Source organism: Mesorhizobium sp. L103C131B0 (genome assembly GCF_000502275.1).
GTDB lineage: Bacteria > Pseudomonadota > Alphaproteobacteria > Rhizobiales > Rhizobiaceae > Mesorhizobium.
Window position 1 is genome coordinate 76,477 of the sequence record NZ_AYXC01000019.1, and the last position, 24,644, is coordinate 101,120.

Below are 24,644 nucleotides of genomic sequence, written 5' to 3' on the forward strand. Positions count from 1 at the left end.
CCGGAACACCCGGAAAACCGCCATTTCAAGCGCATTTTGTAGCGGCGAATGGCGTCCGCGCGGCCGGTTGGAAGCTGGCCGGGAGGTGCAAAGGCGACCCCCCGCGGCCATCGCGGGCGGCGTTGACAGACCGCGGTGCTGCATGCGTATAGCAAGCCATGGGTCACGCCATGGCCGTGGCGGTTGAGACGGGGCTGGGGGGTTTCGTAACAACAGCATTGACGGCCCGGCGCCGGACGGGCGGCATGCACTCTCGAAGTGCGCCGCTCGCTCTTGGCTGACGCGCCGGCGACCCGGCAGCAGTCCTGGCCTGCGTTATCTCGACCAGGCTCCGCAGAACGCCATCGTCTCAGCTTTTCGATCCGCATCGGTTCGAAGCGAACGAGGTGACGCCCTCTTAACCGATATTCGCTTCGCTACGTCCCCCTCCCCCTGCTGGGCGAGGGGGACGCTGGCGATGAACCGCGCCGGCCGACGTGTATCGGCACCGATCAGGCACTCCTGACGACGCGATCAAGCAAGCCTGACGACGAGCCGATCAGGCGACCCTGGCGACGTCGATCAAGCAAGCTTGACTACGTCGATCAAGCAAGCTTGACGACGAAGTGCTTGGTTACCGGCTCGAGGATCTGCCAGGTGCCCTTGAAATCGGCTTCGACCACGAACGCATCGCCCGGACCGACCTCGACAGGCGTGCCGCCATCGGGCGTGATGATGATGCGGCCGGCGATCATGTGCACGAACTCATAGTCGGTGTAGGTGGCGTGATAAGTGCCGGGCGAGGCCCGCCAGGTGCCCGACAGCACCTTGCCGTCGGCGGTGGTGTGCTGCACGGCGGTCTGCATGGTCGGCCGGCCCGCGACAACGATCCAGCCCGGTAAGTCGCCGCCCTCGGCATGCTCGACAGCGCCGAATTTGAAAATGGTGGTGTTGGTCATGGGAGGCTCCGTTTGAATTGCATGGCTGCCGGTTGGATAGCCGATGCGTGTGACGGGGGCAACGCAAGGGCCGACCCCGGATGTCGGAGATTTGGCGAAGGAGGCGGGGACCTAATCTCCCCCATCGAGGGGGAGATGTCGCCGAAGGCGACAGAGGGGGTCGCCGCGCGTGGAGCGCCTGCCTTCACTTGCAGGATTGGGCCGAGTCCGGTCGAACCGACCCCCTCTGGCCTGCCGGCCATCTCCCCCTCAAGGGGGGAGATCAGCGGCGTCGCCTCCTCCAATGTTGCACTGCGTTAGATTTGTTGCATTGCGATATCGACCCATAGGGCGGAGTCTTGGTCCGACTGTGAACGGTTGCAGCGCCGTGTCCCGTTGGGCGCAAAGCTGCCGCACGTATGATCCCGGCGCGATCGTTACTCGCCGAGGCGGGGTCATGCACCAGCACGAGGTGGCAAATCGTGTCAGCATCGTTCCGGCCCGATATCGAAGGACTGCGTGCCTTGGCGGTGGCAGGCGTGATCGCCTTTCATTTCGGCTTCACCGGCCTGCCCGGCGGCTTCACCGGCGTCGACATCTTCTTCGTCATCTCGGGCTATCTGATCACAAAACACCTGCTTGCCGAAATCACCGAGACCGGGCGGCTCAACCTGTGGCGCTTCTATGCCAGGCGCGCTCGGCGGCTGTTGCCGGCGTCGCTGTTCGTCATCCTCGCCACACTGGTGGCCGGCGCCTTCATCCTGTCGCCGGAGGAACAATCGCTCTATTCCAAAGGCGCCATGTTCGCCTCGGCCTACATGATCAATCTGTGGCTGATCCGCTGGTCGTTTGATTATTTCGCCGCCGATGCGGCCAGCAACCCGTTTGTCCATTTCTGGTCGCTGTCGGTGGAGGAGCAGTTCTATGTCGCCTGGCCGGCGCTGCTTGTGCTGGCGGCATGGCTGCGCCCCGGCAAGCGCGGCGCGATCCTGGTGATCGGCATTGCCGGCCTCGTCTCGTTCGCCGTCTGCGCGTGGCTCACCACGGTCTCGCAGCCCTGGGCCTTCTATTTCTCGCCGCTACGCGCCTGGGAGTTCGCCGCCGGCGGGCTGGCCAGCATGGTGCCGCAGCAAGTCTGGCAAAACCGCCCGCGGCTCGCCACGCCGCTGGCGTGGCTCGGCCTAGCGCTGATTGCCGGCGCCTATCTTTCCTTCAGCGACGAAACGCCCTTCCCGGGTTTCCTCGCCCTGGTGCCGGTGGCCGGCACCGTGCTGTTGCTGCTGGCAGGAGCGGCGCACGCGCAGCAGGAGAGCGCTAAGAAAAGCCCGATCGAGGCACTGGCGCTGGCGCCGCTGCAATGGGTCGGCAAACTCTCCTACTCGCTCTATCTCTGGCACTGGCCGGTGATCGTGTATGCCACGATGCTGACGCCGGAACTTTCGCCGCTGCAGCGGCTCGGCTGCTTGGCGCTGACGCTGGCGCTGTCGGGGTTCACCTATCATGTCATCGAAAACCCGATCCGCCGCAATGGCTGGCTGATGGCCAGTGCGGCGCGGGCGCTGGTGCCGGCCGTCCTCCTGACCGGCACCGGCGTCGCAGCCGCCTACGCCAATGCCAGGCTTGCCGTCCACGATCTGGACCCTGAGCAGCGCAGCATTGCCGCCAGCGCCGCGCAGCCGTCCACGGCGCGCGCGGCCGGCTGTATTCTCTCCTTTGAGACGGTGACGCCGAAGGCCTGCGTGTTCGGCAACAAGGACGCCGGGCGCTCGATTGCGCTGTTCGGCGATTCGCATGCCGACCACTGGTCGACGCCGCTGATCGACGCGGCGGCCAAGAACAATTATCGCCTCGTCACCTATCTCAAATCGTCCTGCCGTGCCTCGCGGGTGACGACCTGGAACTGGCGGCTGAAGCGCGACTACACCGAATGCGACCAGTGGCGGGAGCAATCGGTCAAGGACATTATCGCGTTGCACCCGCACATGGTGGTGATCTCGGAATTCTCGATCGGCAATGTGATGAAGGAATCGCCCGAGGAACTGAAGCACGCCGATTGGAACGAGGAGTGGAAGGCCGGCCTGCGCTGGACGCTGGCGGCATTCAGCCGGGCCGGGATCAAGGTCGCGGTAATCCGGGACGTTCCCTACAATGGAAGCTATGCCGACAAATGCGTAGCGCGGGCGCTGTGGCGCGGGCAGGTGCCTGAAGTCTGCGACACGCCGAGGGACGCGGCGGCGAACGACGACATCGCCGCGGCCGAGCGCGACGTCGTGCGCAGCGTGCCCGGCGCCACCTATGTCGACCTGACCAGCCAGTTCTGCGACGCCCAAACCTGCCACGTGTTCATCAACGGCCAACTCGCCTTCCGCGACCGACACCACCTGGCGACGCCATTTGCTGAATCACTGGAGCCGGTCTTGGAGAAGGCGGTGTTTTAGGGGGCGGCGAGGTAGGGGGACCTGACGGCTGACCGCTCAGTTGATGCGAGCTATGCCACAAACACATCCTCTCGATGGTGAGCGAGGTAAGCCTGCTGCGGCGGGGTGAAGGTGCTAGTGCGCCAGACGGCGGGGGCTTCGGCAAAGCCGAAACTCTGCATCACCAATTGCTCGAAACCGAGCCGCCGCAAATCAGTCTTGTCGACGCGCTGGGATATGAGGACCTGCCCGCTATCTTCAAAACTGATGAAGCCACGGTCAAAGAGGTGGTCGGCATCTGGCGTGAGGAGCAGCCCGTTCATGCCGTCCAAGCGCTCCTGCGCGGAAGCGCATAGGCGCCAAGGCTTGATGTGGCTTGCAATCAGCAACGAGGGATTGGTGACCCCTGTGAGTCGGCACGAGCGCTCCATGGCTTCGACATTGGAACGAAATTTACCTTGGCCGCGACGAGCTTGAATGACGCTCGTCTTTACAGTGTCCTCGAGTTGGAGGTCGTCTCGGATACGGCGCTCAACGACGTCCTCTAAAATTTCATTGACGACTTCGAAAGTGAGACTGTTTGCGCCACCACGCCTCAGAGCTTCGCGGTCGAAAGCTGTACCCGCGACAATGGTGTGAAACACCTCTTGCGATACGCTCGCGAGATAGGCGTTTTGACGGCCTGATCCGGAGTTTGGGTCGATGGGCGAATATCGGGGAGGCAGAAGCGGACCCAATTCGCCAATTATGTCCGACGGGCGCACCGTCGGCAGGAGCGGCGCCCAATACACCGGGAGAAGCCAACCTTCCTCGTTCCAATTGGCTCCAGTGTTCTTGAACTCCGGTGGTTTCGGTGCTGTGAATGCAAACTCCGCTACCCGACCAATATAGCGCACGGCTTGACCGAAAAAAGACAACACGAGGTCACCAGGTGTCGCCCGACGCATATTTTTGTAGAACTCGCTGCGTGCCCCATTCTTCTGAGTTTTGGGCGACCAGAGATATTGCCCGTCGATCTCTTGGCAGGCGGTCTGACTGTGATTTACCCACCAGAATTGCGACATCGTTTTTGATTTTAATAGTTGCCGTCGGCTGGGTAAGCTCTATTCGAGACCTGTCTCGCCTACAAGCATGGAGCCGACCTTATTGCCAGGTGCGACAGGCGGCGTAACTGCATCTTTCGGCGAGACGCCAAGAAGAGCGTAGGGCGACGATAGTCGCCGCCCCCACCCCACTTGCAAATCGCCCCCCAAATGCCATCTAGATCACAGGCGCACCGCCGGTGCGCCTTAGCCACGGAGCTTTCACTTGACGCAGCGAAGCGGCAGTGCGGATTTGCCGCTGCATGGCGGGCGGGTTCCGAAATGGCTGGGCGATCGCATGACGCGGCTGGGCGCTGTGCTGTGCGAGGCGATCATCCATCACTATGGCCGCGACGAGCTGTTGCGGCGGCTGGCGCATCCGTTCTGGTTCCAGTCTTTCGGCGCCGTCATGGGCATGGACTGGCACTCCTCGGGCATCACCACCTCGGTCGTCGGCGCGCTGAAGCGCGGGCTGAACCCGATGTCGCGCGAGCTCGGCATCCATGTCTGCGGCGGGCGCGGCGCGCATTCGCGCAAGACGCCGCAGGAGCTGACCGCGATCGGCGAACGCGTCGGCATCGATGGCGCGGCACTCGCCACCGCCAGCCGCCTGGTCGCCAAAGTGGACAGTGCGGCCGTGCAGGACGGCTTCGACCTCTATCTGCACGGCTTCATCGTCACCGACGACAGCCGCTGGGTGGTGGTGCAGCAAGGCATGAACGGCGACAGCCGCCAGGCGCGGCGCTATCACTGGCTGTCGGAAGGGCTGACAAGCTTCGTCGACCAGCCGCATGCGGCGATCGAGGGCGAGCGGCAGGGCGAGATCGTCAACCTGACCGACCATCGCGCCGCGCCGTCACGTAGCGGCCAGATCGACCTGTTGAAGACCATGAGCCCGGAACGGATCCTCGACGAGCTTGCCGTGCTGGAGCCGCCGCCGAAAGCAGCGCCTGCGAAACCGGCGGCGCAGCCGATGCTGCCCAATCTGGTGATGCCGGCGCATCACGACGTGCGCGAGAGCGACATCGTCATGCACCGGCTGCACGGCAACATTTCCGCCGCCATCGAAAGCGGGCCGGCCGACTTTCCCGAGCTGCTGCTGGTGCCCGGCGTCGGCGCGCGCACGGTGCGGGCGCTGGCCATGGTGGCGGAAGTGGTGCATGGCGCGCCCTGCCGCTTCTCCGATCCGGCGCGCTTCTCGCTCGCCCATGGCGGCAAGGACCGCCACCCCTTCCCGGTGCCGCTGAAAGTCTATGACGAGACGATCGCGGTGCTGAAATCGGCCGTCGGCAAGGCCAAGCTCGGCCGCGAGGAAGAGCTCGGCGCGCTGCAGCGGCTGGATGGCGAAGCGCGGCGGCTGGAGCGCTACGTCACCGGGCCAAGCCTTAAGGAGATCGTCGCCGGCGAGTTCGACCAGTCGCATCTGCTTGGAGGGCGCAGTGTGTTCGGGTGGGAGGGGGCGGCGGAAAGCGACGACGGTTCAGACAGGGGCCGCCAGTAGCTGCCTGTCCATCATGCAGAGATAGTGCGCGGCCCATAGAAACACGTGCTCGGCTTGTTTTGATAATGCTTGCAAAGACCCATTTCTCAAGTGATGCTCTGCCAGGCGAGGCTCGGCATGAAGACATTCGCATGGACGTTGGTTTTCGTGCTGCTGGCGATTGGCGGCGCGATCGCCCAAACGACGCCTGAGCCTGCCATACTGGCATATACACCGCCGATGCACTTCGTCGTTGTACGCAACAGCACGCCAGGATGCGAGCCGACATGCCCGGAATGGATTTCGGCGGAAGGTCACATCGTGGCCGGCACGCCAGCTTTGCTGAAGGCTTTGCTGAAAAAACTCGGCCCCCGCAAATTGCCTTTGGCGTTGAATTCCCCGGGCGGCGAGACCGATGCGGCGATGGCGCTTGGCCATATGATCCGCGCCAGCGGGCTCGACACGATGGTTGGCAAGACGGAGTTCTCCGAATGCGCGCCAGACACAAAAGCCTGCGGGCCGGGCGACCTCCGCTTCGGCGTCGCCAACCCCGTCGGCGCAGTCTGTTCGTCAGCTTGTACGATGGTTCTTGCGGGCGGCGTACGGCGCCTGGCAGACAGCCGCGCCTTTGTCGGCATTCACCGGATCATGCTGCCGGCCGCCAAGAAAATCCACGGCAAGAAGACCATCGTCCTCGTTCCGATACCCAAATGGTATGAACGCAAGGTCGACAGCTATTTCACCGAGATGAAAGCAGGTTCGTGGATCGTATCGGCCATGCAAAAAACACCCGACGACAGCATACGATACCTCATGACATACGAACTTTTGGACCTGAATCTGATAACCGAAACCGGTCACGGCGACACGCGCACCTCCATCGATATCTGCAAGACCACGCCGCCGGCGGGCAACTGCCGAACGGTCAGGCAATAGGAATAGCGGGCCACGTAGGTCGTCGAAGCGCCTGTTTCTCAACAGCAACCCTTCACTTTACGCGGCACCCTTCAACAGGTCTTCCGGCCGGCCCTCGACCAGCGCCGCAATATAGCTTTCCAGGCTGGTCGTGCCGCGCTCCGGGTTTTCCGGCTGCATCGGCTTGTCCAGCGTGGCCCCGGTCATGCGGGCATAGGACTCGGCCGCCGTTTTGGAGAAGCCGAGTTTTTCGTAGGTTTCTGTCCAGCGCTCGCGCGGCACCGTGACCACGCGCACGTTTTTGCGCAACGCCGCACTGAAGGCTGCGGCGACATCGGCGGCTGAGTAGCGCCGAGGGCCCTCGATATAGTGCGTGCCGGTCTTGTCCGCCGGCTCCAGCAGACGTCTCGCCGCGGCCTCGCCGAGATCCTGCGTCGCCACCATCGGCAGCTCGAAATCCGCCGGGAAGAAGGAGGTGATGACGCCGTCGCGCCGCGCCGTCTCCAGGGCCTGATCCCAGTTGCTCATGTAATAGGCGGCGCGGTTGATGCTTGCCGGAATGGCTTGGGCCTTCAGCTTCTGCTCGAGGCCGTAAAGGGCGGTGAGATCGCCGACACCCTCGCCGGCCTGCGCGCCGTAGGTCGATTCCGCCACCAGCTTTTCGAGGCCGGAGCCCTCCAGCGCCGCCGCAATGGCGCCAACCGTCTTGCGCTCCTCGGCGTCGGTGTCGGTCGATGGATCGGCCGGCGGGTTGAGCAGAAACGCCCGCTTGCCGCGCCGCAAGACTTCACGCAGCGCCTCGACATCGAGCACATCGGCAACCGCGGCCTCCGCGCCCTGTTCAACCAACCATGCGGCCTTCGACTCGTCGCGCGTCACCACCGTGACATCCTCGCCCTGCCGCAACAGCGCCATTGCCGCCGCCGAGCCGACATGGCCGGTACCTCCAAGAATGACATGCATGGTCTCGTCCTTCCCTTGCTGATTCATGCCGGATTAATGGCTGGGGCGGCGAAGGGTTCAAAAATCGGGGGACGATGCTGACAGGAGGTGACGCCGGCTTTCCTCGCAATGCACGGCGCAGGGGTCGTTCGCATCTTGCAAAATTATGGAACGAGGTCGTGCCCAGCGAGTTATATTAGCGCAACCTTGAATAGGAGGCAGCTATGAGAAAGCTCCTGCTTGCTTCGGCTATCGCTATCACTGCGGCGGCGGCGATGATCGCCCCGGCGAATGCCGGCGGGCGCGTCGTGATCGGCATCGGCAACGGCTACTATGACGATGACTACAATGACAGCTATGGCGACTATTACGATCGCTACGCTCCTCGCCCCTACTACCAGTATGATGCCTACGACAACGGCTTCAGGTACCACAGGTATCACAGGCACCATCGCCATTGCCGTATAGAGTTGGTCAAGCATTGGCGCCATCATCACAGGATCGTCGAGGAAATTCGCGTTTGCGAACGGTGATCCGATAGGGTGAAACCGGTCGGCCGGCATCTGCCGGCCGGCCGCTTCCTGCGCGGCTGCCGGCCTTATCGCGGCTTCCGCATCAGCATCATCCCGTAACCCACGGCCAAAAGGTCGAGCCCGACCTTCAACAGCTTCACCACCACATCTCGTCCCTCGCCGGTGCGTTCGGCGAGCGCCTTCACCGACTGGCCTTCGAGGCAGATCTTGCGAACCACCTCCGCCACTTCCCAGTGGGCCATGGCGGCGATGGCATGGGTGTGGGCGCGGCCGGCGTTGAGCACGCGGTCGGGGATGCCGCCATTGATGCGGCCGCCGTCAATGCGCTCTTCCCACGGCATCGGCCGCAGCCCGTCACGCGAGGCGCGCTCGAAATCGTCGCGAAACCGCTGGCCGGCCTCACGCTGCTGGCGGGTCAGCGAGGTGATGCCGACCAGCGGATCGACATTGCGCACCCGCACGATGCCGCCGGTCGCGGTGTAGCCGTCATTGGAGACCTCGTAGACGCGCCGCGCCTCTTCGGTGCCGACGCTCAACCGCTTGCGGCCGAAGCGATCGTCCTTCAGCGCGAAATCATGGCCGATCTCGCGGCGGATGCGCACCTGCTCGGCTTCGCCTATGGGGAGTTTTGGTGGCTGCCGTTTCTGCGCGGTTTTTTTGCTCATCGGGGGATCCTTGTGGGATTGGGTTGTTGAGCCGGAAGGTTGGCGTTCCTTCGCGCCCCCCTCTGCCCTGCCGGGCATCTCCCCCTCAAGGGGGGAGATTGGCAGCTTTGGTCATGTCGCTGACTTGCAACGCCGGCGATCGGCAAATGCCGTGGTGGCATCCGATCTCCCCCCTTGAGGGGGAGATGGCCGGCAGGCCAGAGGGGGGCGCTGTCCCGCCGACCTTTCGATCATTGGTGATGTCGTTCCCGAGGCGAGGAACGGAGCCCAGCCGCTCACACCACCTCCGCCACAGGTCGGTGGAAACGCGTCTGATGATATTCGCAGTAGCTTTTCAGCGCCCTTGTGCGCAGGCCGCAGCACAGCATCTCGAGCCCCGGCCGACTGCCGGGAGCATCGTTGTCGGGGTCTTCCTCCAGCGTCAGGTCGAGCGGCGCGCGGCAGCGGTCGAACAGGCAGTCGATGAAGCGCATGGCGGCGACATGCGGCTGACGCCCGAGCGAGGCAGGGCGCGGCGCCGGCACATTGAAGCGGTAGATTTCGCCGTCCACCACCAGCCGTCCTTCGCCCGGGATCGAGGGCGCCGGACGGGCTGGCAACAGAGGCCTGGCCGATGGCTGACGGCTCGGTTTGGCGGCCGGTTTGACCGGCGCGGCCTGCTTCGAAACTCCTACTTCCCTTACGAGCTTGCTTGGCTGCGCCGGCGGATTCCTCTTGGCGGTATTCTCGTTTGCCGCAGTCTTCCCCGTCGCATTCTTCCTCGGTCGGCCGCCGGACCTGCCGCCTCTGGGGTTGGCGAAGCCGATGGTCTTTAACGCGCTGTTGCGGTGGACGATGCCGATGATGGCATTGCGCGAGACCGGACTGCCGCGCAGCGCCGTGAAGCGGACGGCGATCGCTGTGGCCGACAGGCCATCCCTCAGCCAGACGGCGATCTCCTGCAATTCGGTGTCGGTATAGGCAGTCATGTCGGTATCCATTGATTGCGCGCGCAAAGGCCGAGCGCCGGCCCCGAGGGCCCACGGGAAAAAATCAGAGCGGATGGTCGGTGCGGTCAGCCGATACTGGCGGCCGGCAGCGAGCCGGCGAGATGTCGCAAGGCGGCTTCGGCGGCCGCTTTGGTGAGGGCGGAAACCGCCCTGCCCGTCAGCCGGTCGAACAGGATGACGGTGCCATCTTCCGTGCGGATGCAGGAAAGGCCCTGCCCGCCGGAAACAGCCCTTGGCGCACCGGCGGCGCCATGGGCCGAAGAGGTGGCCGGAGCCGGGAGAGGAGCGGCTCCGGCCGTTCCGGTCGATCGGGGGAACGACGGTTCGACCGGATCCGGGGCAAGAGCCCCGGTTTGCGTCCGGACCGGGGAGGAGGACAGCCCGGACGATGGGAGAAAGCTGAGGATGCCTGCGGAAACGCTTGCGGTTTGTTCGATCATGCGCTAAGCGTACGATATGTACGAAACGTACGCAAGCGAAATCGTACGTATTGGACGATAAATTTCAGGCAATTTGTACGATGCAGGAACCGAGGCACAGATTGCAGCAGGCACGGGCGGAGGCGGGTTATGCCTCGCCGAGCGACGCCGCGCGGGCATTGCGCGACATCAACAAGAACACGCTGATCAGTCACGAGAACGGCAACCGGCCGCTGTCGCGCAAGGCGGCGGAGAAATACGGCCGCCTGTTCGGCGTCGATCCCGGCTGGCTCTTGTTCAACGGTGACGGCGGCAGCCTTGCGGGGGGCCATTTCGGCTTTGACGAGTCGGGCCGGCAGATCCCGATGCCGTCGCTGGCCACCGTCGATGTGCCCATCGTCTCATGGATCAGCGCCGGCGAACTCGGCAGCCAGGACATGGTGGTCAATCTGAGCGACTATCCGACCATCCCCACCACCGATCTGGAGCAGGGCCAATGGATTGCTCTGCGCGTCGACGGCCCGTCGATGAACAAGATCTCGCCACCGGATTCGATCATCTTCGTCAACCTCAGGGACAAGCGGCTGGTGACCAATGGCTGCTACGTCATTTCGGACGAATCCGGCCAGGCCACCTACAAGCGCTACCGCCCCAACGAGAACCCGCCCTTCCAGCCGGCCTCCTACATGGACATCCCGCCGCCGGCGCTCGAAGGCGCCATCACCATCATCGGCCGGGTGAAGCGCTCGATGATCGATATGTGAGGGAGAAGGCGGTGAGGCGCAATCTCCCCCCTCGAGGGGGAGATGGCCGGCAGGCCAGAGGGGGTCGCCGCGCGTAAGGCGCTGACGTCCTCTGTCCGCGATAGGAAGTCGCGTCAGGACGTACCGACCCCCTCTGTCGCCTTCGGCGACATCTCCCGAGGGGGGAGATTACGCGCCCAAAAACTCGTTCGTAAAATACCCCCCGAAATCCGGCTTCTCCTTCAGAACCTTGCCATCGCCATCGAGCAATATGCCGGCGTTGAAGAGATAGGTTCCCATCGCCTCGATCTTGGCCTTGTCGATGGTGCCGATGACGCCGGCCTGGCTTCTGAGGAAGTGCCCGTCGACGAGCATCTTCAGCGAAGCGTGGATCAGCGCCGGGTCGGTCAGCGCATCCTTGTTGGAAGCGATCAGCAGATCGCCGGCTTCCTGCGGGTGATCGCAGGCAAATTGGTAGCCGCGCCGCGTCGCCTCGACAAAGGATGACGCCGCCTTTGGATTTGCCTGGAGATAGGCATCACTGGAGGCGATCAAGGTGGTGTGCTCGTCGGGCACGCCGTAGTCGGCGTAGCGGAAGCCGCGCTGCCTGACGCCTTTCAACTCGGCAGCGACGCCTTCCCAGGTCGAGACCTCCAGCGTGAAGTCGACCGAGCCGTTGGCCAGCGCCTCATAGGCCGAGGTGCCTAATGTCACCGTCTCGAAAACGCCCTTGCCGCCATCGTGGCGGATGATGGTCGAGATCAGCGTGTTTTCCCAGGCGCTGCCGAAGCCGCCATAGGTCAGACCGTCGAGATTCCTGGGACTCTTGATCTCGCCGCGATCCGCGTTGAAGACCAACCGGCCGGTCTCCTGCTGGACCACGGCGTAGACCGCCTTGAGATCGGCGCCGGCAGCCCGCTGGGTAAACAGGCCAACGCCGGCAATGCCGAAATCGGCGATGCGGTTGGCGACCAGCGTGCCGGCGCCAGTATCGCCATAGGGCAGGATCTCAACATCGAGCCCGGCCTCGTTGTAGAATCCTTTGTCGCGGGCAACGAACAGGCCGACATGGTTGGTGTTGACCGTCCAGTCGAGCGCAACGGTGATTTTTTGCGCAGCCGCATGAGCGCGCGAGGCCAGCGGCAGTCCGGCAGCCAGCGTCAGCAGCAAAGCCTGCCGGCGTGTGAATTCGGTCATGAAAAACTCCTTTGAGCGGTCTGCGGAAACAAGCCCCGGTCAGTCCCGGGATTGAGCAGCGTGTCGAGGATGTCGGCTTCGAGCGCGGCGGCCTGGCGCGCGGCATCGCTGCCGGTGGTGCGCGGGCGCGGCAGCGGCACGGCAATCTCGCCGATGATGCGGGCCGGCCGCGCCGACATCAGATAGATGCGATCGGAGAGGTAGACGGCTTCGCGCACGTCATGGGTGATCAGCAGCGCCGTCCAGCGTTGGCGCTGCCACATGCCTTCCAGCCAGCGCTGCATACCCGCGCGGGTCAGTGCATCCAGCGCGCCAAAGGGCTCGTCGAGCAGCAGCATGTCGCGCTGCTGCACCACGGTGCGCAAAAGGGCGGCGCGCTGGCGCATGCCGCCGGAAAGCTCGGCCGGCCAGGCGCGCTCGAAACCGGCAAGGCCGAACTCAGCGAACAACGGCGCGACGCGTTCGCGCGCCGCCTTGCGGCCAAGACCCTGCACTTCCAGCCCCAGCGTCACATTGTCGATGACGCGCCGCCACGGCATCAGCGCGTCGCGCTGCGGCATGAAGGCGAAGGGGCTGCCCTGCAATGGCGCGCCGTCGAAGCGCATGTCGCCCTCGCCTTTCAGCGCGCCGGTCAGCAACTGGAACAGCGTCGACTTGCCGGCGCCGGAAGGGCCGAGGATGGAGACGAACTCGCCGGCCGCGACATGAAGCGAAATGCCGGCGAGCACCTCAAGCGCGCCGAAGTTCTTCCTGATGTCCCGGAGTTCGAGCCGCGTCATTGACGGTTCTCTTCTGCAGCTTCAACCTTGCCGTCGCGGCTTTCGCTCCCTGCATTCTCCCAAGGCATGGCGAAGCGCTGGACGAGCACCGCAATGGCGAACAAGACAAGCGTGAGCGCGGCGCTGACGGCGACCGCGGCGAGCACCAGATCGGGCCGAAAGTTGTTCTTGGCATTGAGCATGTAGATGCCCAGCCCCTTCGCCGCCCCCGCATATTCGGCGAAGATCGCGCCGACGACGGCGTAGGTGATGGAGATGCGCAGCCCGGCGAAGAAATAGGGCAGCGCCGAAGGCAGGCGCGCCAGCCAGAAGATGCGCCAGCGCCCTGCCCCCATGGTGGCGAGCATCTGCGAAATCGCCTTGCTGGTCGCGGCAAAACCCTCGACCAGCGCCACCATCATCGGGAAGAAGGTAACGAGCGCCACAAGCAAGATTTTTGGCATCAGCCCGAAGCCGAACCACAGTACGATGAGCGGCGCAATCGCGACCAGCGGCAAGGTCTGGCTGATAATCAGCAGCGGAAACAGCGCGCGGCGCAGCGGGGCCAAGAAATCGACCAGCGCCGAAAGCACGAAGGCAGCGACCAACGAGCAGGCGAAGCCGGCTGATGTGGCGCGGATGGTGGGCAGCGTGTTGTCGGCAAGGGCAGCGCGATGCTCCCAGGCCTGCTGCAGCACGCGCGACGGCGCCGGCAGCATGGTGGGCGCAGCGCCACCATAGCGGGCGTAGAGCTCCCACGCCGCGAGGAGCAGGGCGGAGGCGCAGGCGGCGGGGATGGTCTTGGCGATGGCTGCGGCTAATCTCCCCCCTCGAGGGGGAGATGTCGCCGAAGGCGACAGAGGGGGTCGTCTCGCATAGAGCGCCCACGCCTTGCCGATGCGAAAAGGACGTCGGCGCTCCACGCGCTGGGACCCCCTCTGGCCTGCCGGCCATCTCCTGCTCGAGGGGGGAGATTCGTGGGCATCGCGGTCTTCGCCAATCGCCAATGGCTCCCCTCCTCTCTGTGCTGAGGGGTCAGAGGCATCTCCTCCACGCAATGGGTCAGATAAACCAGCCACGGCAATATCCTCAAGGAACGACGCTTGAGCCGCGGCTCAGACGGCGCTCGGGCTGTTCGCCGAGATCGTGATGTCGAGGGTGACGTGGCCGGCGCCGGGGCCGAAGCGGCAGAAGGCCTCGTTGAGCGTGGCAAACACCGCACCGGCATCGCCACGCAATTTGGTGCAGAAGTTCTTTGAGCGCTCAAAGACGCCGGACTGTTTCAGGAAATCGATGCAGCCGTAGATCTCGTCCATATGGTCGCCCGTGCCCATAACGTAGAGCGAGAACTGCGCCGCCACCGGCTGGCCGGTCGACGGCGTGGCCTGGACAGCGCGGATCGCGGCGATCTTGCGCTCGTCCAGCGGAATGGCGGGGCCGCCGGTCTCGTCGGAGCGGCAGATCGGATCGTCGGGCTCGCCCGGACAGCCGCGCGAGACCGCCGCCGAAAGCACGCAGTGCTTGCCGCTTTTGGCCGCCGCGACGAACAGGTCGCGCATGGCGGGAAACAGCACCTCGGGCGGCCCGACCATAAGGGTCGAGATGTCATCGGTTTCGATCCGCAGCCGGTCGCGCCAGGGATCGAGCGCGCCGAGCGCGCCGAGGATGACGCCGACGAAATCGTCGGTCATGGGATAAAGGGAAATCTGTGCGCCTGAAAACATCGCCCGCCTCGCTCCGCTGGTATTATCCAGATCAGCTTTAGGGTCCGAAGGCTTGCCGCCCTCATCTCAGCCCCGACGATACGGAGCACCCCTGTGGATGGGCGGGTTAAAGCACCGTTCGCGGCATTGGGGAAGCCGTTTGTTGAGGCACTGCGGGAAAGTGTTTTGGGCCAGACGTGCCGGGCGCCCGGGCGTTAACAGACGACTCGTCAGTTCGTTGCGTTATAACGTTTCCACGAACTTCTTATAACTGCGTTGAAATTCAAGCTGATAAACGTAATTATAAGAAAACGGCAGAGACTCCGCGCAGCCCTTACGGTTTCTGGATTTCCTTATCCGCGACCCCATCCGGACTGTGCTCCTGCATCGCTCGGGCTTGCCTGTGCTGGTCCCCTCGCCCCAGCGCTACGCCATCCACAAGCTGATCGTCGCCTCGCGACGCGGGCCGAGCGCTGGCGCCAAGCGGGAGAAGGATCTCCATCAAGCGCGCCTGCTGACCCAAGCGCTCGAAGCCACGCGTCGCCAGGACGACCTTGCCTTCGCCTTCATGGAAGCGTGGGACAAGGGCGAAAACTGGCGCGAGACGATCCGGGGCGGCTTGAACCTGTTCGACGCCGCCACGAGGGAAAACAGTCACACCATCCTGGGGAAATCCCTCCGCGAAATTGGTGCGACTCCTGAAGGATTCACGATGCGGGATTAGCTGAAGCGACCGCTGCTATATTCATTTCCATCGTCCCAACCGTACGAAATTGGCTTGACGCTTATTCGTACATAAAGTACGATATCTCTTTTCGCAGAGAGGAATGTCCTTGAGCACAGCGAACCATGTTGCCTTCGCCGATCTCTCTCGGCCTTTGCTGTCACCCCCGTCGTTGCCGCCGCCTTTGTTGCCGCCGCCTTTATTGCCGCCCCCTTTGTTGCCCTTGTCATTCGATCAGTGCGAACGCCTCGCCGGGGCTTGGCGAATGGCCAGCCAAGACATCGCCGACGACATCCGCTTCATCCGCCAATATCTGAAAGTCGTTGCCGAGAAGGACGAGAGGCTGTCGACCGGCACCCTTGTTCACAGCCGCGCCTATGTCGAGGCCTGCGCCGGCTGGCTGCCACAGACTGTAACGCGCTATCTGCGCCACCTGCGCCAGATCACCGAATGCGAACTGGCCATGACAGCTGCCGGCATTCGCTTTGCGCTGTCGAGTTATGCCTGGGAGGCATGAGGGCGCCTGTCGCCAAACACAAGGAATTGCGCTGCCCGTCGCAGGCGCAATTCGTCAGGTTGAGAGGCTCGGGCGCGCCTGAACGGCGGGCGCCAAGGATGGCCCCGGCCAGCGAATTCCGGCCTTGCTTTATTTCGACTGGCCTTATTTCTGGCCTTATTTCGATTTGGCTTTGCCGGACTTTGCGGCGGCAGGCTTCGCCGCCTTTGGCTTGGCGGCTGCCTTGGGGGGCTTGGCGTCAGCTTTCTTCGCCGCCTTTTTGGGCTTGGCGACCGCGCCATCGACTTCAGCCGTGGCCTGCTCCCAGTGTTCCTGATGCGCGCCTTCAGGCCGGCCGGCCTTTTCCCAGATCTCGTGCGCGCGCTGGCGAATGCGGTCCTGTTTGTCGTCCGTCACTTAAGCCTCCGTGGTTGGGTCCGGTCGGTTGGTCCAGATTCCACGAAAACATTAGCCGAAAATTCGGCCGGCGTCTTGAGTGACGAGACATCTCAGCGCGGGTCGGAAATCACCGCAACGCCGAGCAGCGCCGCTTTCTTGACGATCAGCCCCGCGAGGTCGGCATCCGAACGATCGGTGCCGGTGCGCTCCCGCAGGAGCGCGATCGCTTCCTTCATCGATAACAGCGCCGTGTTGCGCTCGGCCAGCAACTTGTCGCAACACGCCGCAACATTGGCGGAGTTCGGGGTCTCGACATGCGGCAACATCGCAATTCTCCTTTCATCATGTTCGTCATTCGGCCCTGCCGCCCTTTGGGAAGAACGACAGGGCCGTATCACCGATGAATGGTTAGGTTGTCGAGCGTTACTCGACCACCTCGACAATCCTGCGCGTGCTGGGGTCGACCAACACGGTATGGTTGTCGACGACGGCGTATCTGTACTGAACGTCGGGAACCTCCTGCAGCTCGACAGTGTCAGGCAAGGCAGTGCCGACATTCAATTCGACGCCGAGCAGATTGACCGAGGCAAGCGGATGTTTCTTTACGTACTGGTGCACGACCGTGCGCTGTTCCGGGGTGATGATCACCTGCTGCTGTGCCGGCTGCGTGACGATGACCTCGTCGGCGGCGGCAATGCCGATACCAGCGATCATGGCGAGCCCGGCGACGGCGGGAATAAGGATGGTTTTCATCTTCGTCTCCTGTCGTTGTTGGCGAGCTCCGCCGTGTTCCCGCATGAGGCGAAAACAGCGCAGATCGAGGTGGCGGGCTCCTGGAGGCAAACGCAGCCGGTACGGTCTTGTTCCGCAAGCGGAGACTAAATTGATCGGCTTCCCGGTCATGCCAGCAGAACCCGCACCCGCAAGATTCGCATTGAAGCACAATCCCTCAGGAGACCTTCGACGTGGATGATGCACGGCTCCAAATTCCGGTGGCGATCGCGGCCGGCGCCTGCATTGATCCGGTGACCGCGTCGCCCGGCCAAGACCGGAACCGACCGCCTTCGTGCCACGCCGTGAAGTTTCAAGCAAAGGTCATTGCTTCGGCGGCTGCGCAGGCACCTCGCCAGGCTTGATCACCGGCGTCTTGCCCTGGTCCGGCGGCGGCTGCGTCATACCCTGGTCACCGCTGGGCGGCGGCTGCAGCACGCCGCCGCAGGGACCGAGCGTGCTGGTCGATTCGCCACCGCCATTGGCGACCGGCGGCTTCTGAGCATCGTCCTGAGGCTGCGCCTGGCAAGGCGCGGGAGGGCCGTTCCGGTCGCCATTGTCCTGCGCAGCCGCCGGGTCGGCCAGCGCCAAGAGCAGCACGCATGGGATGAGGGGGAAAGTCTTCATGGTCCAGCTCCTCTGGATTCATCTCCTTGGCAAAGCAGACTAGTCCTTGGCAAAGCAGACTGGCGGCAATTGGTTCCACGGAGATGGAGTGGTTGCCGGAACCTGACAGCCGGAAGTGAGTTCCACCTTCTCGACGCAAAGCCGCCCAGAGGAGGCAATCATGGAAGAACGAAACAGAAAACCCAATGACGAGGTCGAGGCGCCACCGAGCAAAAACGATGCCCGCGACAGGATCGCCAATGACGAAGTGGAAGCGCCGAAACCGCGCCGGCAGGATTGGGATGCGCTGCGTGGCGCAACGGTCCTGCCCGACGGAGCAGATGAGGAAAGCCTGCCGGACACCACCGGTGTCGAGAAGGAAGGCAAATTGCCCGAGGAGGATGACGACAACCCCTACCAGGACAGTGACGATGCCTTGCCCGACGACGCCGAGGAAGCCGCCATTGGTCACGACCTGGCGAGGCGCGGCGGCCCGTTCGACGAGGTGTAAGGGCAGCGACCGCGGACTTTCGAGAGGTTTCCCGGCACGTCCACGCCGTCACCAGTTGGACCAAGGATGAGCTGAAGGCGATGCCGGAGCATCGCGATTGATATTTCGAAGGATCCGGTCGGATCCTTCGTTTAAGGCGCCTCGGCGGTTTGGTTAAATTTAGCCCTTGTGGTCAAGGACTGGACGGCGACGGCGACACACCTTCGACAGCCGCGAGGCAGCCGAGAGCACGAACGCGAAGTCCAATGTTCCAAGCGCCGTTGAGGCCGCTCGCCTGAAATCTTCAAGTGCGCAAGAGATCGTCCGCCGCGGCGGGCGGTGCGCACACTCTCCAGTATCGCAGACGACCGGCGAAACGGGCCATCGACCGCCGGCACTTAGTGCCGACGGGCGCATGGCTTCAATTCGACGCGGGATCGCCGAGCGCCTCGGTGACGAAGGACGCCGCGATCAAGTCGTCGGCGTCGAGGCGTAGGGAGCCTTCGACACCCCCCATGATGGCAGCGACCTTCTGGAAGGTCTGCATCTCGTGTTCAGTAACGCTGGCGTCTCGCATCCTGGCTTTCAGATCGGCGATGCGTCGGCCCAGTGAGGCCGACGTTCCGATTTCTCTGTTCGACATGGTGTCCTGCTCCTCCCCCAACCCATGCTGTGGACGTACTCAAGTCTGCCTATATATAAGGCAGCGCGAATACAGTCGCCGCAACGCGCGATATCTGGGAAGGTTCCGGCGCCAAATAGTCACGAAATAATACGTGGTGGGACTCGGGTATGTTAAGCGCCGACGCGGCGATAGACACCGCAGCCAGCGGCTGCGGACATCGGCCTGGCCAACCCGTGTCGCGGGTCGCGAACGCGGGTCGGACTTTGATCGCCGCGCGCGAAAAGTCAGCGAGAGGCCGGAACCACGCCGGACACCGAGCGCGCCGTTTCGGGCGAAAACACCACGAAAGCAAAAACCAGAACGGCAGCGGCGATAATGAGCGAGCCGCCGGCGACGATCGGTTCAAGCGCCGGGTTTCCCTGCAGCATCACGTACAGCGCCGGCAGCATGATCACCAAGCCGAGAGTGTAGAGCCCGTAGTGGATCATGGCGACGCGACGCGCCGCCTTTTGCGGATTGAGCGCGTAGTAGCCGCCGAAGATGGCGCTCGTCACCCAACCGAGCAGATTGATATGCGCGTGCGCCGGAAAAGCGGCGTGGTCGCCCGAGATCGCCATCTGCAGGCCGGCCGCAATCCCCAACATCAGGAACAAGATGGCAGTTTTGAAAAAGAGTTCCGAAACCCTCGGCATGTCATTTCTCCCCCTATGCGGTCTGCGACCGCTTGCGTCCTGGAGAATACACCACGCGCAGAAATTTTCCACGCCCCGCTTATGGGCCATGCCTGCACAGCTTTTTGCACGCTGTTCGACTCTTCTGGCTGCCACAACCCGGCGCCGCCCCGCTACGGCGTCAGCAAGATGTCGGCGCCCGCTCGCTCGTCAAACACCACCGCGCAGCCGCGCCCCAGCGCCACTGCCGACAGCGCGTTGGCCACCGTCTCGTCCGGCGATACGAAATCACCGGTCAGCACTCGCAACTCCTCCACCGCCCTGGCCATTGACACGCAGTGCCCGGCAACGCGATCGCTCGTGCAGGCGTCAACGACGCTGACAAGGTCGATCATCTCGAACTGGCCCATACCGGCCTCCACAAAAACAGCGTCCCGTCGCGGATATGAACGCCGAGGCGAGAGACAATGTTCCGCAGGTCCGATGCCCAGGCGGAGCACTCGACAGCCCGACCTGGAACGGGCCGGCCAGCGACAACGGCTTCGCTTGACAATAGGCCCTGTTTGTTCTCTATTTGTTCGGCAAAAACGCCTCTCACAACAGACGCGGCTAATGCTGCAACGCCGCAAAGGGAACGGTCAGGATGGAGCCCACCATCCTGCATGCGGATCTCGACGCCTTCTACGCCTCGGTCGAGCAGTTGCTCGACCCGGCGCTCAGGGGCAAGCCGATCGCCGTCGGCGGCGGCGTCGTGCTTGCCGCTTCCTACGAAGCCAGGGCTTTCGGCGTGCGTGGCGGCATGCCCGGACGACGCGCGCGCGAGCTTTGCCCCGGACTGATCTTCGTCGGCGGCCATTTCGCCGACTATCAGCGGCTGGGCGACGCCGCCATCAAGGTGCTCGACGATTTCACGCCGCTGGTCGAGCGGATTTCCATCGATGAAGCCTTTGCCGACGTCGCCGGCTGCACGCATCTGTTCGGGCCGCCGGCCGAGATCGCCGCCACGGTGCGTCGGCGCGTCCGGGCAGATCTCGGCCTGCCGATCTCGATCGGCGTGGCGCGCACCAAGCATCTGGCCAAGATCGCCTCGCAGGTGGCCAAGCCCGACGGCCTGGTGGTGGTCGATCCGAACACCGAACTTGCCTTCCTGCATGATCTGCCGGTCGGCCTGATGTGGGGCGTCGGCCCGGCGACCAAGGCGCGGCTGGCCGAGATCGGCATCGAGACCATCGGCCAGTTGGCAAAGACGCATAGCGGGGCGCTGCGAAGGTTGCTCGGGCCCGCCACCGGCGAAAAGCTGGCGTCGCTGGCATGGAACCGCGACTCGCGAAAGCTCGAAACCCACAGGCGGTCGCATTCCGCCGGCGCGCAGTCGGCGCTTGGCAGACGGCCGGCCGAGGCGCGTATCTTCGGACCCGTCCTGCTGCATCTGGCAGACCGGGTCGCCAGCCGGCTCAGGGCGAAATCACGGCCCGGGCGCACGGTGACGGTGCGCGTGCGTTTCGCCGATCTGCACGCGGTCACACGCTCGCTGACGCTCGAGCAACCGATTTCGGCAACCGCGATGCTGGCCGAAATCGCCGGGGAGCTGGTGCGCGGCGTGCTGGCCGCCAACCCTCGGGAGAAGACCATCTCGCTGCTGGCGATCTCGGTGTCGCAGCTGGAAGAAAGTGCCGAGCTGCAGTTGGAGCTGCCGCTCGGGCTTGCCGATGAAAAGCAGCGACCCGGCAGCAGGCAAGGCCTGGCGCGCTTTGGCGCCGACCGCGCCATCGACAAGATCCGCCAGCGCTTTGGCAGAGAGGCTGTCGGCTATGGCGCCGTGGCGCTGGAAGCCCGGCGCTCGGTTCCCGATGCCTTCCGCGAACTGGCGGAAAAGGAACTGTGAGTGCGGCGCGACGGCAAGGCCAATGTTTAGGCTGGGCCAGTCCGCGCTGCATTGCCGCTCTGTTTGAGCAGGCCGACCAACCAGGCCAGACCCGCCGCAGTTTCGGACATTTTTCGCACCGCAACCCGGCCACGCCATGCACGCCCAAGAACAACGCTTTGTCGATGAAGGTGGACTTGCAGTTAGCGCATCGGCGCCAAGAAAAACCGGGATGGGACAGCGAGGCCGCGAAGGTTGACAGTGCCGATCCGTCTGGCATTATCGCGTAAGCTTGGAGGATTCACTATGAGGAAAACCTATTCGAAGCCTGTTCTGGTCAAAAAAGGCAAGCTTTCGCAGGTAACGGCGCTCGCCAATGGAGCGGGTTCCGGCCCGATCGAGTGAGGTCGTTGAGTCGGACTGTCGCCTGATCTGGCGGCCTCGCCTGACACTGGAGATGCGGCATGAAGAAGACCTATTCGAAGCCGGTGCTGGTCAAGAAGGGCAAGCTCTCGCAGGTTACAGCCGACAATGGTAACGGCTCCGGGCCGGTCGCAGTCTAGCAGCCGATTATCCGACGCCTCGTGCCGTCTGGCCGGGAACAGGGCTTTGGGTGCCCGACGTGGAGAGTGGAAAATGAAGAAAACCTATCTGAAACCGGTGCTGGTCAAAAAAGGCAAGCTCTCGCAGGTCACCGCGAACGGTGCTTCCAATCCGCGATAAACCCTTTCACCCCGATTAATCGCGACACGCTTCAGCGCACAACCACCAGATCGTCGAGCACGAGCTGCCAGTAGTGACTCGTGGAGAGGCGCACGCGCGTCACCGCCGCCAGCATCGGCGCATAGTGGACGGGCGCCAGTGCCGACAGGACGATCGTGTCGCTGGCGATCAGCCGGTCGCCAAGCCAGCTCTCGACCAGTGCGGTTTCGCCTTCGGACTTCAACCATGCCGCTGTCAGCATCACGGAATGGAACCCGAACGGTTTGTCGCTCGAGAATTCGGCCGGGTGTCCGCTGCTCGTATAGCAGACATGGTCTCCCGAGATATTGCCGTTGACGTAGCCTTCGCTGCCTTCGGTATGATCGCGCGCCAGTGCGTTCAGGTTGAACCAGGTCAACCCGGCATAACCTGACGGCACCTTGCGCAGGCCGCGCGTCGTGACATCGTCGAAACCGATGGCCTGCAAGGACGCGGCGCTGTCGACAGCCGCGTTCTCGGGCGACAGCAGGCCGAGTTCGGTCGGGTAGGCCGACAAGGCCAGTCGTCGTTCCATGCCACCGCCGGTGATTTCGATCGCGTCGGCGTCATCGGGCAGATCGAGGCGGAAGCCATCGCTGAGCGGATGCACCGCCACCTCTTGCCCTTTCGCCATCACCGAGATGCTCGCCGAGACACCGTCCGCTACGCGGCCGCTGAGCCGGCGTATCGCAAACAGGCCGACCGGCTGCAGCATTGATTCCGAGACCAGCCCGGTGGGCGAGCCCGGCAGCGGCCGGAGGTGCTGCGACTGGACCTCGTTGGCGCTGCTCGAGCGCCAGCCGGGCGGCACAGACACGCTGAAGCGGTAGCTGCCCGGCACATGGATGGGCGCGGCGCGACGTTTCGTCGACGCCAGGAAATTGGCAAAGCCGCCGCGATTGCTCCGCGCCGCGGCGACGAAGCGGCCGTGGCCATCATGCAGTCTGACCATGATGCCGGCCATCGGGCGGTCGCCGAGCCCGTAGCAGCCGTCGCGATCGGCATCGAAATAGACAAAGGACGAATGATTGAGCTTGCCGTGGTTGCCCGACCAGTCGCGGCGCACGGCGTAGTCGTTGGCCGGATCTTCACGAAGCCGGGCTCTGCGACGAGACCGCGCCAGCCGCCAGGCCAAAGCCGCAACGACAGCGGCGAGCCCGACAAGGAGTATTGCCTTGATCACGGACGGCTCAAGCAATGCTGTCGGCATCTGGATCTCCTGCGCATGCATCGATCATATATCGATGCTGCAGGCGCTTGAGCAACCGGACACGGGACTGGCGGACACGGCATCGGCGTCACATACCCATTTCAGGCACCTATTCCGGCGATGGCACCGGCGGCCTGGTGGTCAGCGCGGCTCCGAAGGCGGCGACGACCACGGCGGCGATGCCCGCGCATTGCAACGGGCTCAGGATCTCGTGCAGGAACAGGAAGCCGGCCAGCGCGCCCAGCGCCGGCTCCAGACAAGTCAGCGTGCCGTAGAGCCTGGCCGGCATCCGGGTCAGCGCCACCATCTCCAGCCAGAACGGCAAGGCGCTGGAGAACAGCCCGACCAGCAGCGCGCTGACCAGGATCGCGGGTGCGATCAGGCCGGTACCCGCCTCGGCGAGGCCGAACGGCAGGGCGACGGCAGCGGCTATGACCAGCCCGTAAGCCGTGGTCTGGCTGCCGAGCTCGGCGCCCGCCTTTTGCGCAAAGACGATGTAGAGCGCCCAGCAGCAGCCGGCTGCCAGCGCCAGCATCACGCCGAGCGGGTCGAGTGCACTGCCGGAGTGGATGAAGGGCGACAACAGCAATATGCCGGAAACGGCCAGGACCACCCAGACGAAGTCGGTGGCGCGCCGCGACGACAGCGTCGCCACAAGCAGCGGGCCGGAGAATTCGAGTGCCACCGCGACGCCGAGCGGGATTCTGGCGAGCGCTGCGTAAAACAAAAGGTTCAGCGCCGCGAGGTTGACGCCGTAGGCGATGAGCCAGGGCAGCACGGCGCGCGACGGCCGCACCCGCCACGGCCTCAGCACCGCCGCCAGCATCAGCGCGCCCACGACCAGCCGCAGCGCCGTGGTGCCATTGGCGCCGATCAGCGGAAACAGGCCCTTGGCGAAGGTGGCACCGATCTGGATCGACACCATGGCGCCAAGCAACGCGCCGATCGGCAAGGCCTTCGCTTCAGCTGAGGCAATCGGCGTCGACGTCAATTCCAGTCCCTCCCCGCGCGACCAGCAGGCCGTAGCGCAGGCTGGAGATAGGGATAAAGGGCCTGGCTGTCGTGTGGCACGAGCGGGCTGTTGATAGGGCAAGGGTGGGAGGCGAACGCCGACGCCCTTCCTCTCCCCCGTCGATCGGGGGAGAAGGTGGCGGTGTCCGAACCGGATAGATAGGTAACAGAATGGACCGATAGCATGGGTGACAGTTTTCTTGTCCGCCGGAGGACCGGCGATGGTTTGGCGATAGACTGGCATCATGGACGAGCGGCTACGGTTTGTTGTGGAGT

The 24,644-nt window shown here is 64.0% G+C and carries 29 protein-coding genes, 1 pseudogene and 1 riboswitch; of the genes and pseudogenes, 11 read left to right on the forward strand and 19 right to left on the reverse strand.

Going from position 1 to position 24,644, the window contains the following annotated elements:
- Window positions 1-584 precede the first annotated feature (584 nt).
- Window positions 585-938, reverse strand: coding sequence for a cupin domain-containing protein (locus X730_RS140430; protein ID WP_023688994.1), 354 nt, complete (start codon window positions 936-938; stop codon window positions 585-587).
- Window positions 939-1,399: 461 nt separating this feature from the next.
- Here X730_RS140430 and X730_RS140425 point away from each other — a divergent pair, with 461 nt between their 5' ends.
- Entirely contained in the window at window positions 1,400-3,355 is a 1,956-nt protein-coding gene (locus X730_RS140425) for an acyltransferase family protein (protein WP_023712494.1), read from the forward strand.
- 50 nt (window positions 3,356-3,405) lie between these two features.
- Here X730_RS140425 and X730_RS140420 read toward each other — a convergent pair whose 3' ends face one another.
- A complete protein-coding gene (locus X730_RS140420) occupies window positions 3,406-4,398 on the reverse strand; it encodes an HNH endonuclease (protein WP_023702917.1) in 993 nt (330 codons plus the stop codon).
- A gap of 244 nt (window positions 4,399-4,642) precedes the next feature.
- On the opposite strand from X730_RS140420, the gene X730_RS140415 reads away from it, so the two are divergent.
- The gene (locus tag X730_RS140415) at window positions 4,643-5,917 is read left to right on the forward strand and encodes a DUF763 domain-containing protein (RefSeq protein ID WP_023689001.1); all 1,275 of its coding nucleotides are present in this window, start codon (window positions 4,643-4,645) and stop codon (window positions 5,915-5,917) included.
- Between the two features lie 147 nt (window positions 5,918-6,064).
- On the forward strand, window positions 6,065-6,832 hold the full coding sequence (locus X730_RS01000000164780; protein ID WP_155922513.1) for a hypothetical protein: 768 nt from the start codon (window positions 6,065-6,067) through the stop codon (window positions 6,830-6,832).
- Between the two features lie 57 nt (window positions 6,833-6,889).
- Here the strand turns inward: X730_RS01000000164780 and X730_RS140410 are convergent, their stop codons facing one another.
- Window positions 6,890-7,774: an NmrA family NAD(P)-binding protein gene (locus X730_RS140410; RefSeq protein ID WP_050588153.1), complete on the reverse strand. Its 885-nt coding sequence runs from the start codon at window positions 7,772-7,774 to the stop codon at window positions 6,890-6,892.
- Between the two features lie 203 nt (window positions 7,775-7,977).
- Here X730_RS140410 and X730_RS140405 point away from each other — a divergent pair, with 203 nt between their 5' ends.
- Window positions 7,978-8,286, forward strand: a complete 309-nt coding sequence (locus tag X730_RS140405) for a hypothetical protein (RefSeq protein WP_023693854.1) — start codon at window positions 7,978-7,980, stop codon at window positions 8,284-8,286.
- Between the two features lie 65 nt (window positions 8,287-8,351).
- Here X730_RS140405 and X730_RS140400 read toward each other — a convergent pair whose 3' ends face one another.
- From X730_RS140400 to X730_RS140390, 3 genes are all read right to left on the reverse strand, one after another.
- Window positions 8,352-8,951, reverse strand: coding sequence for a DUF6456 domain-containing protein (locus tag X730_RS140400; RefSeq protein ID WP_023751861.1), 600 nt, complete (start codon window positions 8,949-8,951; stop codon window positions 8,352-8,354).
- A gap of 275 nt (window positions 8,952-9,226) precedes the next feature.
- Window positions 9,227-9,919 carry a hypothetical protein gene (locus X730_RS140395; protein ID WP_031197286.1) on the reverse strand — a complete coding sequence of 231 codons (693 nt, stop codon included), beginning with the start codon at window positions 9,917-9,919 and terminating at the stop codon, window positions 9,227-9,229.
- Window positions 9,920-10,005: 86 nt separating this feature from the next.
- Window positions 10,006-10,380, reverse strand: a complete 375-nt coding sequence (locus X730_RS140390) for a hypothetical protein (RefSeq protein ID WP_023672483.1) — start codon at window positions 10,378-10,380, stop codon at window positions 10,006-10,008.
- Window positions 10,381-10,460: 80 nt separating this feature from the next.
- Between X730_RS140390 and X730_RS140385 the strand changes: the two genes are divergently transcribed.
- A complete protein-coding gene (locus tag X730_RS140385; RefSeq protein WP_023672482.1) occupies window positions 10,461-11,123 on the forward strand; it encodes a S24 family peptidase in 663 nt (220 codons plus the stop codon).
- A 168-nt stretch (window positions 11,124-11,291) separates the two neighbouring features.
- Here X730_RS140385 and X730_RS140380 read toward each other — a convergent pair whose 3' ends face one another.
- The 4 genes from X730_RS140380 to X730_RS140365 all read right to left on the reverse strand — a co-directional run bounded on the left by X730_RS140380 (window position 11,292) and on the right by X730_RS140365 (window position 14,781).
- Entirely contained in the window at window positions 11,292-12,299 is a 1,008-nt protein-coding gene (locus X730_RS140380) for an ABC transporter substrate-binding protein (RefSeq protein ID WP_023672481.1), read from the reverse strand.
- A complete protein-coding gene (locus tag X730_RS140375; RefSeq protein ID WP_023695506.1) occupies window positions 12,296-13,078 on the reverse strand; it encodes an ABC transporter ATP-binding protein in 783 nt (260 codons plus the stop codon). The genes X730_RS140380 and X730_RS140375 overlap by 4 nt, the downstream gene beginning before the upstream one ends.
- Entirely contained in the window at window positions 13,075-13,917 is an 843-nt protein-coding gene (locus X730_RS140370) for an ABC transporter permease (RefSeq protein ID WP_023831086.1), read from the reverse strand. The genes X730_RS140375 and X730_RS140370 overlap by 4 nt, the downstream gene beginning before the upstream one ends.
- 255 nt (window positions 13,918-14,172) lie before the next feature.
- Window positions 14,173-14,781 (reverse strand): YkoF family thiamine/hydroxymethylpyrimidine-binding protein, encoded by a 609-nt coding sequence (locus X730_RS140365; RefSeq protein ID WP_023670364.1) that lies wholly within the window; start codon window positions 14,779-14,781, stop codon window positions 14,173-14,175.
- A riboswitch (TPP riboswitch) is annotated at window positions 14,772-14,884 on the reverse strand. Its footprint overlaps the gene before it by 10 nt.
- A gap of 198 nt (window positions 14,885-15,082) precedes the next feature.
- On the opposite strand from X730_RS140365, the pseudogene X730_RS140360 reads away from it, so the two are divergent.
- A pseudogene (locus X730_RS140360) lies at window positions 15,083-15,379 on the forward strand (GSU2403 family nucleotidyltransferase fold protein); the annotation flags it as partial.
- 370 nt (window positions 15,380-15,749) lie between these two features.
- Entirely contained in the window at window positions 15,750-16,001 is a 252-nt protein-coding gene (locus X730_RS140355; protein ID WP_023684826.1) for a hypothetical protein, read from the forward strand.
- Between the two features lie 156 nt (window positions 16,002-16,157).
- Here X730_RS140355 and X730_RS140350 read toward each other — a convergent pair whose 3' ends face one another.
- The 4 genes from X730_RS140350 to X730_RS140335 form a co-directional block, all read right to left on the reverse strand.
- Window positions 16,158-16,397 carry a DUF2934 domain-containing protein gene (locus X730_RS140350; RefSeq protein WP_023695508.1) on the reverse strand — a complete coding sequence of 80 codons (240 nt, stop codon included), beginning with the start codon at window positions 16,395-16,397 and terminating at the stop codon, window positions 16,158-16,160.
- A gap of 92 nt (window positions 16,398-16,489) precedes the next feature.
- Window positions 16,490-16,705: a hypothetical protein gene (locus tag X730_RS140345; protein WP_023670360.1), complete on the reverse strand. Its 216-nt coding sequence runs from the start codon at window positions 16,703-16,705 to the stop codon at window positions 16,490-16,492.
- Window positions 16,706-16,802: 97 nt separating this feature from the next.
- Complete coding sequence (locus tag X730_RS140340; RefSeq protein WP_023670359.1) at window positions 16,803-17,132, reverse strand: DUF1236 domain-containing protein; 330 nt, start codon at window positions 17,130-17,132, stop codon at window positions 16,803-16,805.
- Between the two features lie 342 nt (window positions 17,133-17,474).
- Window positions 17,475-17,777 carry a hypothetical protein gene (locus tag X730_RS140335; protein ID WP_023827274.1) on the reverse strand — a complete coding sequence of 101 codons (303 nt, stop codon included), beginning with the start codon at window positions 17,775-17,777 and terminating at the stop codon, window positions 17,475-17,477.
- A 160-nt stretch (window positions 17,778-17,937) separates the two neighbouring features.
- On the opposite strand from X730_RS140335, the gene X730_RS140330 reads away from it, so the two are divergent.
- On the forward strand, window positions 17,938-18,267 hold the full coding sequence (locus X730_RS140330) for a hypothetical protein (protein ID WP_023827275.1): 330 nt from the start codon (window positions 17,938-17,940) through the stop codon (window positions 18,265-18,267).
- Window positions 18,268-18,667: 400 nt separating this feature from the next.
- Here the strand turns inward: X730_RS140330 and X730_RS140325 are convergent, their stop codons facing one another.
- The 3 genes from X730_RS140325 to X730_RS140315 form a co-directional block, all read right to left on the reverse strand.
- Window positions 18,668-18,889, reverse strand: coding sequence for a hypothetical protein (locus tag X730_RS140325; protein WP_031197288.1), 222 nt, complete (start codon window positions 18,887-18,889; stop codon window positions 18,668-18,670).
- Window positions 18,890-19,155: 266 nt separating this feature from the next.
- Window positions 19,156-19,563: a hypothetical protein gene (locus X730_RS140320; RefSeq protein ID WP_023693868.1), complete on the reverse strand. Its 408-nt coding sequence runs from the start codon at window positions 19,561-19,563 to the stop codon at window positions 19,156-19,158.
- 152 nt (window positions 19,564-19,715) lie between these two features.
- Window positions 19,716-19,952, reverse strand: coding sequence for a hypothetical protein (locus tag X730_RS140315; protein ID WP_023689015.1), 237 nt, complete (start codon window positions 19,950-19,952; stop codon window positions 19,716-19,718).
- Between the two features lie 233 nt (window positions 19,953-20,185).
- Here X730_RS140315 and dinB point away from each other — a divergent pair, with 233 nt between their 5' ends.
- The 3 genes from dinB (at window position 20,186) to X730_RS1000000166670 (ending at window position 21,969) form a co-directional block, all read left to right on the forward strand.
- A complete protein-coding gene (gene dinB / locus X730_RS140310) occupies window positions 20,186-21,427 on the forward strand; it encodes a DNA polymerase IV (protein WP_023827277.1) in 1,242 nt (413 codons plus the stop codon).
- A gap of 285 nt (window positions 21,428-21,712) precedes the next feature.
- Complete coding sequence (locus X730_RS1000000166665; RefSeq protein ID WP_023695511.1) at window positions 21,713-21,811, forward strand: hypothetical protein; 99 nt, start codon at window positions 21,713-21,715, stop codon at window positions 21,809-21,811.
- A 59-nt stretch (window positions 21,812-21,870) separates the two neighbouring features.
- Entirely contained in the window at window positions 21,871-21,969 is a 99-nt protein-coding gene (locus X730_RS1000000166670; RefSeq protein WP_023684816.1) for a hypothetical protein, read from the forward strand.
- A gap of 191 nt (window positions 21,970-22,160) precedes the next feature.
- Here the strand turns inward: X730_RS1000000166670 and X730_RS140305 are convergent, their stop codons facing one another.
- Window positions 22,161-23,357 (reverse strand): hypothetical protein, encoded by a 1,197-nt coding sequence (locus X730_RS140305; protein WP_031197290.1) that lies wholly within the window; start codon window positions 23,355-23,357, stop codon window positions 22,161-22,163.
- A gap of 109 nt (window positions 23,358-23,466) precedes the next feature.
- Complete coding sequence (locus X730_RS140300) at window positions 23,467-24,348, reverse strand: DMT family transporter (RefSeq protein WP_023735468.1); 882 nt, start codon at window positions 24,346-24,348, stop codon at window positions 23,467-23,469.
- Window positions 24,349-24,644: the final 296 nt, after the last annotated feature.

Excerpts from the sequence above, each read along its gene's own strand:
- X730_RS140430 (WP_023688994.1), bottom strand. The coding sequence starts at position 938 with ATGACCAACACCACCATTTTCAAATTCGGCGCTGTCGAGCATGCCGAG.
- X730_RS140420 (WP_023702917.1), bottom strand. The coding sequence starts at position 4,398 with ATGTCGCAATTCTGGTGGGTAAATCACAGTCAGACCGCCTGCCAAGAG.
- X730_RS140410 (WP_050588153.1), bottom strand. The coding sequence starts at position 7,774 with ATGCATGTCATTCTTGGAGGTACCGGCCATGTCGGCTCGGCGGCGGCA.
- X730_RS140405 (WP_023693854.1), top strand. The coding sequence starts at position 7,978 with ATGAGAAAGCTCCTGCTTGCTTCGGCTATCGCTATCACTGCGGCGGCG.
- X730_RS140400 (WP_023751861.1), bottom strand. The coding sequence starts at position 8,951 with ATGAGCAAAAAAACCGCGCAGAAACGGCAGCCACCAAAACTCCCCATA.
- X730_RS140395 (WP_031197286.1), bottom strand. The coding sequence starts at position 9,919 with ATGACTGCCTATACCGACACCGAATTGCAGGAGATCGCCGTCTGGCTG.
- X730_RS140390 (WP_023672483.1), bottom strand. The coding sequence starts at position 10,380 with ATGATCGAACAAACCGCAAGCGTTTCCGCAGGCATCCTCAGCTTTCTC.
- X730_RS140385 (WP_023672482.1), top strand. The coding sequence starts at position 10,461 with ATGCAGGAACCGAGGCACAGATTGCAGCAGGCACGGGCGGAGGCGGGT.
- X730_RS140380 (WP_023672481.1), bottom strand. The coding sequence starts at position 12,299 with ATGACCGAATTCACACGCCGGCAGGCTTTGCTGCTGACGCTGGCTGCC.
- X730_RS140375 (WP_023695506.1), bottom strand. The coding sequence starts at position 13,078 with ATGACGCGGCTCGAACTCCGGGACATCAGGAAGAACTTCGGCGCGCTT.
- X730_RS140365 (WP_023670364.1), bottom strand. The coding sequence starts at position 14,781 with ATGTTTTCAGGCGCACAGATTTCCCTTTATCCCATGACCGACGATTTC.
- X730_RS140355 (WP_023684826.1), top strand. The coding sequence starts at position 15,750 with ATGGCCAGCCAAGACATCGCCGACGACATCCGCTTCATCCGCCAATAT.
- X730_RS140345 (WP_023670360.1), bottom strand. The coding sequence starts at position 16,705 with ATGTTGCCGCATGTCGAGACCCCGAACTCCGCCAATGTTGCGGCGTGT.
- X730_RS140340 (WP_023670359.1), bottom strand. The coding sequence starts at position 17,132 with ATGAAAACCATCCTTATTCCCGCCGTCGCCGGGCTCGCCATGATCGCT.
- X730_RS140335 (WP_023827274.1), bottom strand. The coding sequence starts at position 17,777 with ATGAAGACTTTCCCCCTCATCCCATGCGTGCTGCTCTTGGCGCTGGCC.
- X730_RS140330 (WP_023827275.1), top strand. The coding sequence starts at position 17,938 with ATGGAAGAACGAAACAGAAAACCCAATGACGAGGTCGAGGCGCCACCG.
- X730_RS140325 (WP_031197288.1), bottom strand. The coding sequence starts at position 18,889 with ATGTCGAACAGAGAAATCGGAACGTCGGCCTCACTGGGCCGACGCATC.
- X730_RS140320 (WP_023693868.1), bottom strand. The coding sequence starts at position 19,563 with ATGCCGAGGGTTTCGGAACTCTTTTTCAAAACTGCCATCTTGTTCCTG.
- X730_RS140315 (WP_023689015.1), bottom strand. The coding sequence starts at position 19,952 with ATGGGCCAGTTCGAGATGATCGACCTTGTCAGCGTCGTTGACGCCTGC.
- dinB (WP_023827277.1), top strand. The coding sequence starts at position 20,186 with ATGGAGCCCACCATCCTGCATGCGGATCTCGACGCCTTCTACGCCTCG.
- X730_RS1000000166665 (WP_023695511.1), top strand. The coding sequence starts at position 21,713 with ATGAGGAAAACCTATTCGAAGCCTGTTCTGGTCAAAAAAGGCAAGCTT.
- X730_RS1000000166670 (WP_023684816.1), top strand. The coding sequence starts at position 21,871 with ATGAAGAAGACCTATTCGAAGCCGGTGCTGGTCAAGAAGGGCAAGCTC.
- X730_RS140305 (WP_031197290.1), bottom strand. The coding sequence starts at position 23,357 with ATGCCGACAGCATTGCTTGAGCCGTCCGTGATCAAGGCAATACTCCTT.